The organism is Ruegeria sp. AI2 (assembly GCF_056541275.1).
In genome coordinates, this window is record NZ_JBQFYB010000011.1 from 110,466 (window position 1) to 120,425 (window position 9,960).

Annotated in this window: 12 protein-coding genes; 1 reads left to right on the top strand and 11 read right to left on the bottom strand. The window is 58.9% G+C overall.

All coding sequences use genetic code 11. From position 1 onward, the window contains the following. Positions 1–117: 117 nt before the first annotated feature. The 4 genes from rlmN to ACR0LL_RS16855 all read right to left on the bottom strand — a co-directional run bounded on the left by rlmN (position 118) and on the right by ACR0LL_RS16855 (position 2,752). Entirely contained in the window at positions 118–1,305 is a 1,188-nt protein-coding gene (rlmN, locus tag ACR0LL_RS16840; RefSeq protein WP_480588389.1) for a dual-specificity RNA methyltransferase RlmN, read from the bottom strand. Positions 1,306–1,398: 93 nt separating this feature from the next. Next, positions 1,399–1,776 (bottom strand): lysozyme inhibitor LprI family protein, encoded by a 378-nt coding sequence (locus ACR0LL_RS16845; RefSeq protein ID WP_480588390.1) that lies wholly within the window; start codon positions 1,774–1,776, stop codon positions 1,399–1,401. Between the two features lie 108 nt (positions 1,777–1,884). Next, positions 1,885–2,052 carry a hypothetical protein gene (locus ACR0LL_RS16850; protein ID WP_209505044.1) on the bottom strand — a complete coding sequence of 56 codons (168 nt, stop codon included), beginning with the start codon at positions 2,050–2,052 and terminating at the stop codon, positions 1,885–1,887. Positions 2,053–2,215: 163 nt separating this feature from the next. Beyond that, entirely contained in the window at positions 2,216–2,752 is a 537-nt protein-coding gene (locus tag ACR0LL_RS16855; protein ID WP_209505046.1) for an invasion associated locus B family protein, read from the bottom strand. A 179-nt stretch (positions 2,753–2,931) separates the two neighbouring features. Between ACR0LL_RS16855 and ACR0LL_RS16860 the strand changes: the two genes are divergently transcribed. Then, the gene (locus tag ACR0LL_RS16860; protein WP_480546627.1) at positions 2,932–3,930 is read left to right on the top strand and encodes an asparaginase; all 999 of its coding nucleotides are present in this window, start codon (positions 2,932–2,934) and stop codon (positions 3,928–3,930) included. Between the two features lie 5 nt (positions 3,931–3,935). On the opposite strand, the gene ACR0LL_RS16865 is transcribed toward ACR0LL_RS16860, so the two are convergent. From ACR0LL_RS16865 to ACR0LL_RS16895, 7 genes are all read right to left on the bottom strand, one after another. After that, the gene (locus ACR0LL_RS16865) at positions 3,936–4,256 is read right to left on the bottom strand and encodes a YciI family protein (protein ID WP_209505048.1); all 321 of its coding nucleotides are present in this window, start codon (positions 4,254–4,256) and stop codon (positions 3,936–3,938) included. Positions 4,257–4,278: 22 nt separating this feature from the next. Continuing rightward, positions 4,279–4,707 carry an SRPBCC family protein gene (locus ACR0LL_RS16870; protein WP_171638619.1) on the bottom strand — a complete coding sequence of 143 codons (429 nt, stop codon included), beginning with the start codon at positions 4,705–4,707 and terminating at the stop codon, positions 4,279–4,281. Then, a complete protein-coding gene (locus ACR0LL_RS16875; RefSeq protein WP_480506475.1) occupies positions 4,695–5,024 on the bottom strand; it encodes an ArsR/SmtB family transcription factor in 330 nt (109 codons plus the stop codon). Before ACR0LL_RS16875 ends, ACR0LL_RS16870 begins: the two co-directional genes overlap by 13 nt. A gap of 41 nt (positions 5,025–5,065) precedes the next feature. After that, positions 5,066–5,944 (bottom strand): phosphoserine phosphatase SerB, encoded by an 879-nt coding sequence (serB, locus tag ACR0LL_RS16880; RefSeq protein WP_480588393.1) that lies wholly within the window; start codon positions 5,942–5,944, stop codon positions 5,066–5,068. 35 nt (positions 5,945–5,979) lie between these two features. Further along, positions 5,980–6,708, bottom strand: a complete 729-nt coding sequence (locus tag ACR0LL_RS16885) for a metallophosphoesterase family protein (protein WP_480588394.1) — start codon at positions 6,706–6,708, stop codon at positions 5,980–5,982. A 121-nt stretch (positions 6,709–6,829) separates the two neighbouring features. Then, positions 6,830–8,425 (bottom strand): phosphoglycerate dehydrogenase, encoded by a 1,596-nt coding sequence (serA, locus tag ACR0LL_RS16890; RefSeq protein WP_267364308.1) that lies wholly within the window; start codon positions 8,423–8,425, stop codon positions 6,830–6,832. Positions 8,426–8,522: 97 nt separating this feature from the next. Next, positions 8,523–9,677 (bottom strand): phosphoserine transaminase, encoded by a 1,155-nt coding sequence (locus ACR0LL_RS16895; protein ID WP_480588396.1) that lies wholly within the window; start codon positions 9,675–9,677, stop codon positions 8,523–8,525. Positions 9,678–9,960 lie beyond the last annotated feature (283 nt).

Genomic DNA, 9,960 nt, shown 5'->3' on the forward strand with positions numbered 1-9,960 from the left:
TGCATATTGAATCAGCATCTGAAACATTAAGTTTACAGGCACACTTCATGCGTGCAGGCGGTCATCTTGGACAATCAAAGCACGACCACCCGATCCATGATGAACCGGACAGAAAAACTACCGGGTTAAACCGGCTTCGGACTCAATCTGTTTGCGCGATTTGCGGGCACGTTCGGTTGCCGATTTCAACTGACCGCACGCCGCCATGATATCCTCGCCCCGTGTCTTGCGAATGGGAGAGGCGTAGCCTGCCTGATAGATGATGTTGGCAAAAGCGCGAATGCGGTTGTTCGAGCTGCGCTTGTACGGCGCGCCGGGCCATTCGTTGAACGGGATCAGGTTGATCTTGGCCGGAATTTTGTGACGCTTGATGTGGTCGATCAAACGATGGGCATCCGCGTCGCTGTCATTCACACCATCCAGCATCACGTATTCGAACGTGATCCGCTCGGAGTTCGAGGCATTGGGATAGCTGGCCAGCGCCTGCAACAACTCCTCGATATTCCAGCGTTTATTGATTGGAACCAGAACGTCGCGGGTTTCATCCGTGGTTGCATGGAACGAGATCGCCAGCAGACAGCCGATTTCCTCAGCCGTGCGCGCAATTTCGGGTACCACTCCACTGGTCGACAGCGTAATGCGGCGGCGCGACAGGGAAATCCCCTCGGGATCCATCGCGATCTTCATCGCATCGCGGACGTTTTCGAAATTGTAAAGCGGCTCGCCCATTCCCATCAGAACGATGTTTGACAGAAGGCGCGTTTCATCCTTTGGCGCACCGGGGGTCGGCCATTCGTCAAGATCGTCGCGCGCCATCATGATCTGCCCGACAATTTCGGCAGATGTTAAATTACGTACAAGCTTCTGGGTGCCCGTATGACAAAACGAACATGTCAACGTACATCCGACCTGAGACGATATGCATAGCGTTCCGCGATCTTCCTCGGGGATGTAGACCACCTCGACCTCGTGCCCGCCCGCGATCCGGCACAGATATTTGCGGGTCCCGTCCTCGGATACCTGTCGGGTCACCACCTCGGGTATCTCGACCACAAAGTTTTCGGCCAGTTGCGCACGGTAGGCTTTGGCGAGATTCGTCATCTGGGAAAAATCGCGCACGCCCCATTGATAGATCCACTGCCAGATCTGACCGGTACGCATCTTTGCCTGCTTTTCGGGCGTACCATGTTCGATCAGGACCTCGCGCAAACGGTCGCGGGTGAGACCGACAAGGTTCACCTTCCCCTCGGGCAATTTGCGAGGGAGGGTCATGACGTCTTGAGTGATCGGCGCTTTGGGCGACATTGTGGTACCTGCTGAGGCGTATCTTCAAGGATTCTGGCTTGGGATGCGCCTCTATATAGGAACCTGTGCAAAGATCAAAAGGAATCGTTTCAGTCAATCTGCAAAACTCAACAGTTCTTCAACGCGTGCCCGCCCCAAATTCACCCGGCATGATGTGATTGCGATACCTGAACCCGATCCGCCACCAAACGACGCGCCGACGGCGGTGCAATGCGTATCGCGATAGGTTTCCCAGGCCTGTTGCGCCGCCATAAGGGCAGGTTCAGCCACTATCCGCCCGGTGACCTCGTCCAGCTCCTTGGCAGATTGTACCGCCAAATCAAAACTCACCTGCAGCGCGCGCGAGACCCGTGCTTCCATCTCTCCGACGCAGGATCCTATTTCGACTTGTGATCCGGCGTCGGAACATTCCAACGCCGGGTCGGCGGTTGCGGTAGCTGGCAAAAGCAGCGCGATCAAGATCAGACGCATGGCCGCCTCATTCATCCATTCAGCTGGGGTCAGGCCAGAGTAACATGTTTTGCCAGAAAGGTTTAGATGCCGGTTGGCCCCCTAAACCAACGGAAATGCAGTTCCGCGTCAGACACCCGCGGGTGGGATATAGCAATCTTCGGCATCCAGGGTCTTGACCGGATCGTTCGGTCCGCATTGTTCGCCGGTTACAGGATAAGTCTCGCCCTTGTTTTCGCAGGCACTCAGCAGCATGGCCGATATCATCATCAACGCGACAAGAGATTTGTTCAGCATGGTGGCAACTCCTTGGTTTCTCTTGAACTGATTAGTTCGGAAATCGTCAGAGCTCACATTGATACGGATCAAGTAAACGGGTTGATCCTGCGTAAAGGTACAGGGAAGCGTAAAAACAAAAAAGCCCCGCCAAAGACGGGACCATTTGCTTAGGTCGGGGTGCTTACTTGGTGCAGCGCTTTTCAGCGTCTTCGATTGCTGCGGTAAAGCCCAGCAGCGAGAAGGTGTCCTTGGTTTGTGTGCCGCGTTCGGACCGGGCAGTCAGAACAGCCTCGGTTCCGCGTTTCAGCGCTGTGACGATCTTGGCGTCATCTGCATCTGATGCGGGCCAGGCCCACTCACCTTCGGTGAACAGTTCAAACTCGGACCCGTCGACATTCAGGTTCACCGTCGACCCCGGAGCAAACGGATAGCCGCCGGTAAAGGTCACTTGTCCTTTGACCTCGGCATTGGGGCGATAGAACACAAACAACAGGATGTCGCTGCGCCGCACGGATACGACACGCCCGCCCCGGGTGTTCACGGTTTCCTTGGGGGCAGAAACGCTCCAGCATTCGGTGGGATCATCTTCGACAAAAACGCTCCAGTCCGTTTTTGCAGCAACCCGGTTTGTGCTTGTCGCCTGTTGGGCGAGTGCAGACGTTGCGGCGATGCCTGCCACACACAGGCCCGCGATCGTACGAACGAGCATTGATCCCATTTGTCCAGCCTCCTAGCTCGACCGATACCTCAAATCCATCGGACATGGCTGCGAACCCTTCCGGCCCGTCTATTCCGTTGCGCATTCCGATGATTGCCGACATACACACACTAACGCAGGTTTCGCCACAGGCGAAAGGGCGATTGGCAGAATTTTGCGCATAAATTTCGGAGGTCCAGATGACGCAGCCCGTAGCAATGACAGAACTGTGGCGTGGCAACTTGCTGGAAAGCCTGCATTTGGGCCACGCGGTCATCTGCGACGACACCGGCCAGATCGTGCGCAGCTGGGGCGACCCGCAGGCGGTTATCTATCCGCGCTCATCCGCCAAGATGATTCAGGCGCTTCCGCTGGTCACGTCGGGAGCCGCGGCAAAATACGGATTGAACAGCGAACATCTTGCGTTGGCCTGCGCGTCCCACAATGGGGCCGCGATCCATACCGACCGCGTGACAGCGTGGCTTGATCATCTGGGGCTGAGCGAGCACGACTTGCGCTGCGGGCCACAGGAGCCAGCGGACACTGCCGCGCGGGATCGGCTGATTCTGGCGGATGACACCCCGTGCCAGATCCACAACAATTGTTCCGGCAAGCATTGTGGTTTCCTGACACTGGGTCAGCATATGGGCGCAGGACCGGAATATCTGGAAATCGACCACCCGGTGCAGCAGGCCTGCCTGTCTGCCATCGAAGAGACGTCAGGCGAAACCAGCCCCGGTTACGGTATTGACGGCTGTTCCGCCCCGAATTTCGCCGTGTCGCTGGCCGGGCTGGCCCGGTCGATGGCGTGGTTCGCAAGCGCCTCGGATCGGTCCGACCGTTCCAGCGAGGCGGCGGTTCAGTTGGTGGCAGCCATGGTGAAGCATCCGGAACTGGTTGCCGGTGAGACCCGTGCCTGCACCGAACTGATGCGCGCCATGAACGGGCGCGTCGCCATCAAGACCGGGGCCGAGGCGGTGTTTGTGGCCATCATCCCGGAAAAACGCATGGGCGTTGCGTTGAAGATCACCGATGGCACCACACGGGCCAGCGAATGTGCCATCGCCGCCATTCTGGTGAGCCTAGGTGTGCTGGAGGCCGATCACCCGGCCACCCGCAAATTCATGAACGCCACGCAATACAGCCGCCGGGGGCTGGAATGCGGCGTGATCAAACCTGCGCCGGGTTTCCCCGGCTAAGGCCGCTACATCTCGATCTCGTGCACCTCGGCAACCTCGACCGAGCCCGAACCGTTGACGACCATCGGACAGCCCTTGGCCATCTCGGTCGCGGCGTCGATGCTGTCGGCCTTGATTACGGTAAAGCCCGAGGCCGGGTTCGCACCGCCATTGTCGACGACCCCGCTGCTGCTGACCGTATAGGATTGTCCGACCGGGTTGCCGGGGATCTCTAACGCTTCGGCCATACCCTGAAACCATGCGCCCCAAGCGGCCATGGTCGCCTCGATCTCGGCGGGGTCGGTCGGGGTGTGTCCCCCGTGATAGACAAACAAATATTGGGGCATATCGCTCCTCCCTGATGAAACCTTATTTGCACTTCGCTTCGAGTTTGCGCAGCGAAGACGTCCAGCCCTGATTGTGGTTCGCGGCTGCTTCGGCATCGGCCAGTTCGCGGTGGTCCAAAACCAGGCGTGACCCCGTGCCTGTCGCTGTGACTGTAAAGGTGACGTGGCTTTCGGCCCCGCGCTGATCCTGATCGTCATGCCAGCCCCAGGTAAACCCCACCGAGTTTGGCGGGTCGACATGCGTCACGTGGCCCGAGACCTTGTATTGCTGGCCCTCGCCGTTTTCCATGACCGAATACCACGGGCCGGTGCGCGAGAAATCCAGATTGTGTTCAGGCACGTGCATCCCTTCGGGCCCCCACCATTGCAACAACCGGCTGCCGTCGCTGATCCATGCAAACAGGTCTTCTGGGCTGACGGGGAAGTCCCGTTCCAGTTTCAGGTCGGCCATGAATTCTCCCTTTCGATGATATCACTGAGGCGATCGAGGCTGCTTTCCCAGAATTGCCGTTTGGAGATCGTCCAGTCGGCAATCATCCGCAGCCCGTCGGGCCGGATGGAGTACATCCGTTGGGTGCCCCGCACGCGCTGTTCAACCAGCCCGGCTTCGCGCAATACTTTCAGATGGCGCGAAATCGCAGCGCCGGACATTCCGCGCCCTTCGATCAGGTCACCGGCGGGCAGTTCGCCCTGCTCCATCAGTTGCTCGACAATCGAGAACCGGGTGGCATCGGACAAAGCGGAAAAGGTGGTCAGAAGCGTGCTCATGACCTTTATTTAACATAAATGTTAAATAATGAAAAGCCCTGTCAGGATTCGACAAAATCCGCGCGACTGTACCCTTGCAGGTAAAGCAGTGCCGTCAGGTCGCCGTGATTCACCCGCACGTCGCATTTCGCAGCCACCGACGGTTTGGCATGAAGGGCAACCCCGGTTCCGGCCCGCCCCAGCATGCCCAGATCATTGGCCCCGTCGCCGACGGCGATCACGTCATCCTCGGACAGGCCAAGGCGAGTGGAGATTTGTTCAAGCGCCTCGATTTTAGCCTGACGTCCCAGAATAGGACGCGCCACATCGCCCGTCAGTTTGCCATCTGCGGCCAGCAGAGTGTTGGCGCGGTTTTCATCGAACCCCAGCAGCTCTGCCACCCGCGTGGTGAAGGCGGTAAAGCCACCGGACACCAGTGCAGCATAGGCTCCGTTAGCCCGCATCGTTGCCAGCAACGCCTGTCCGCCGGGCATCAGGGTGATCCGTTCGCGCAGAACTTTGCCAATGACGCTTTCATCCAGATCCTTCAGCAGACCAACCCGTTCGATCAGGGCACCTTCGAAATCCAACTCTCCGTCCATGGCGCGGGCGGTGATGTCCTTGACCCTTTCGCCTACGCCAGCCTCATCCGCCAGTTCATCAATGCATTCCTGCTGGATCATGGTGCTGTCCATATCGGCCAGCAGCATCTGTTTACGCCGCCCCTGTGCGGGCTGCACAATCAGGTCCACGCCCATGCCCTGCAAGTCTGCCCAAACGTCCCAGCGATTGGCGGGCATGTCGCGCAGGTCAAACTCGACCGCCTCGTCCGGGCTGAGCCACAGGACATCCCCACCGCCCCACGCGTTGCGCAGCGATTCCGGCAAGGCACGGTCCAGTGAGGGTGCGGCCGGGTTGGTCAGCAAAGTGGCGACATACATATTAAATCTCCAATGTCATACCCAGGCGAGCAGACTCAGGGCGTCAACGGTGTTCGACCCTGTTCGGTCAGTTCCCAGCAATTCTGTCCCTCGAATACGGCGACGCCCGTCGGGCGTCCGTACCCGGCCCCCGTGTCCAGATTGATCCGGTTGCCATAATGCGTCGCCTGATCCACAGGCGTGTGTCCATGAACGATCAGTTTGGGATGCGGGCCTTGGTAGTCGTGGAAGTCCTGTCTGATCCAGATCAGATCACTTGCCTGCTGTTCATTCAGTGGCACACCCGGACGGATACCCGCGTGAACAAAGGCAATCTCGGGCGTCTGATGCATCACCACCAGATCGCGCAGAAAGGTCAGGTGCGATTTCGGCACGGCTGCCTGTGCCATCCGGTGCAGGTTTTCAAGGCGGATCTGACCTTCGAATTCCACCCCATAGCTGCGCAGGGTGTCGATCCCGCCCAACCTGTCATGCAGCCAGTGGTATCCCACCAACAAATGCGGATCGTGGCGTGGAGTGTCCTCCATGAACCAGGCAAACATGCGGTCGTGATTGCCCAGCAGAGTGATCCAGTTTCGGCCAGCATCACGCCCGGCAATCAGGCGGTCGATCAGCCCGCGACTGTCAGGGCCGCGATCCACATAATCACCCAGAAACACGATCTGAGCGTCGGGGCCGCCATCGCTTTGGATCAGGGACAGCGCGCGCTCCAGCTCGGCCACCTGCCCGTGCAGATCACCAATAACATAGATTGGCTGCGTCATAGACGACCTCCAGCGGTAAAGTTCAGCTTGCTTGTGCCTCAGATCGCAACCAGAGAGAACAAGTGGCCCGATCGCAGGTGCAACCGGGTCGTGAACTGTTCCTCAAACTCAACAGCCCCAATCAGGCGACGTCGAATTCCAGCGGCTTGATCTGCGTGAACAGGCCTGTTTCGGCAAGCTTCGCCCGCGCTTCGGCCGGGACCGGTTCGTCGACATAGAGCAATGCAATGGCTTCGCCTCCGGCCTCGGATCGGCCGAGGGTAAAGTTGGCGATGTTGACGTTGTTTTCACCCATGGTTTGACCCAGCGTGCCGATGATGCCGGGCACGTCTTCGTTGGTGGTGTACAGCATATGAGCGCCGACCTCGGCATCAATATTGATGCCCTTGATCTGGATAAAGCGCGGCTTGCCATCGCTGAACACCGTGCCAGCGATCGACCGTTCACGCTTGTCCGTTACGACCGTGACTTTGATATAGCCATCAAAAACACCCGACTTGTCCTGATTGGTGGTCGAGATTTTGATCCCGCGCTCTTTCGCGACCACAGGGGCCGAGACCATGTTCACCTCGGGGTTGAACTTTTTCATGATCCCCGCGACCACCGAACAGTTCAGCGCGGCCAGGTTCATTTCAGCGGCCACACCGTCATAGAGGATGTTGATCGCCTTGACCGGCTCGTCCGTCATCTGGCCGATGAAGCTGCCCAGATGACCTGCCAGCTTGATCCACGGCCCCATCAGCTTGGCTTCTTCCGCGGTCACGCTGGGCATGTTCAGCGCGTTCTCGACCGCGCCTGTCAGCAGGTAGTTCGAAATCTGTTCAGCCACCTGCAGCGCCACGTTCTCCTGCGCCTCGGTCGTCGCCGCGCCCAGATGGGGCGTGCAGACCACGTTGGGTAGGTTGAACAATGCGTTGTCCTTGGCGGGTTCCTCGCTGAACACGTCAAAGGCCGCGCCTGCGACATGGCCGGATTGCAGCATCTCGGCCAGCGCCACTTCATCGACCAGACCGCCACGGGCACAGTTGATGATCCGTACACCCTTTTTGGTTTTGGCCAGATTCTCGCGGCTCAGGATATTGCGGGTCTGATCCGTCAGCGGCACATGCAGGGTGATGAAATCGGCACGCGCCAGCAGTTCGTCCAGCTCGACCTTTTCCACGCCCATCTTAGAGGCTTTCTCTTCGCCCAGATAAGGATCATAGGCGACAACCTTCATCTTCAGGCCCAACGCACGTTCGCACACGATGCCACCAATGTTGCCGGCACCGATCACGCCCAGTGTCTTGTTGGTCAGCTCGATCCCCATGAACTTGGACTTTTCCCACTTGCCCGCATGGGTCGAGGTGCTGGCCTCGGGGATTTGCCGCGCCACGGCGAACATCATCGCGATGGCGTGTTCGGCGGTGGTGATCATGTTGCCGAAGGGCGTGTTCATCACGATCACACCTTTTTTCGAGGCCGCCTCTTTGTCGACATTGTCGGTGCCGATCCCGGCGCGGCCGATGACCTTCAGCCTGTCGGCTTTTTCCAGAAGGGTCGGTGTGACCTTGGTGGCCGAACGGATGGCGAGACCATCATATTGACCGATCACCTCGGCCAGCTTGTCCTTGTCTTTGCCCAGCTCGGGCATGAAATCCACGTCGATGCCACGGTCGCGGAAAATCTGCACTGCGGTTTCGCTGAGCTTGTCGGATACCAGTACTTTGGGAGCCATTTTGCTTGGTCCTTTGAATTCTTCAGGGGGATAGCGGGCTGGCGCCCGCCCTATATCGGTGATGGGGTAGGCCGGGCTTCAGCCCGGCACATGAAACTCAGGCAGCTTGCGCCTGCGCTTTGATCTCGGTCGCAAAGGCCCAGGCCAGCCAGGGCAGCATCGCCTCGATATCCGAGGTTTCAACCGTACCGCCGCACCAGATGCGCAGACCTGCTGGCGCGTCGCGATAGGCGCCGATATCCAGCGCGATATTCTCGGTCTCAAGCCGCTTGGCGACTGCCTTGGCAAAGGCTGCACCGTCCTGAATACGGGCGTCGGTGAACTTCAGGCAGACCGAAGTGTTCGACCGTGTCGCCTCATCCTCTGACAGGTTTGCGATCCAGCCGTTCTGGTCGCAGAACGCGTGTACCGCACCCGCATTGGCATCCGCCCGCGCGATCAACCCCTGCAATCCGCCCACCGAGCGGGCCCAGTCCAGTGCAAAGAGATAATCTTCGACCGCCAGCATTGACGGCGTGTTGATCGTTGCCCCGGTAAAGATGCCTTCGATCAGTTTGCCGCTCTTGGTCAGGCGGAAAATCTTGGGCAACGGCCATGCGGGGGTATGGCTTTCCAGCCGTTCAACGGCGCGCGGGCTGAGGATCAGCATCCCGTGGGCCGCTTCGCCGCCCAGCACTTTCTGCCAGCTGAAGGTCGTTACATCCAGCTTGTCCCAGGGCAGATCCATCGCAAAGGCCGCCGAGGTTGCATCGCAGATCGTCAGGCCCTGACGGTCATCGGCAATCCAGTCGCCATTGGGTACCCGTACACCCGAGGTGGTGCCGTTCCACGTAAAGACCACGTCATTTGCGAAATCGACAGAGGCCAGATCAACGATCTGCCCGTAATCCGCGGTTTTCACCTCGGCGTCGATTTTCAACTGCTTGACCACATCGGTCACCCAGCCGGACCCAAAGCTTTCCCAGGCCAGCATCTCGACCTTGCGCGCACCCAGCAAAGACCACAGCGCCATTTCAACCGCGCCAGTGTCCGAGGCGGGAACGATGCCAATGCGGTAATCCGCTGGAATGCCCAGAATCTCGCGCGTGCCTTCGATGGCCGCCTTCAGCTTGTCCTTGCCGACAGCGGCGCGGTGCGACCGGCCCAATGCGGCATCGGCCAGTTTTGTCAGGTCAAATGTGGGGGGTTTGGCACAGGGGCCCGAAGAAAAGCGCGGATTTGCCGGCCGCGTCGCCGGTTGTTCGATCGTCATGTGTATTACCCTTCCAGATACACGCCCCTCGTTGGGGAGGGGTGTCCCACGGACAGACCTAGGGGGCCTTCGCACCTGCAGCAAGCGGAAAAGACGCTTTACCAGGCAAAAACGACATCTGAAACAGACACAAATCAGAACACGCGTTTCCGATTGGCGAAAAACCCCGCCGATGTTTCGGCAGGGTTTGTTGGTTTCACTCAGCGGCGTCTTCGTATTCTGTCATTGGTGGGCATGTGCAGACGAGGTTTCGGTCGCCGTATGCGTTGTCGACGCGGTTGAC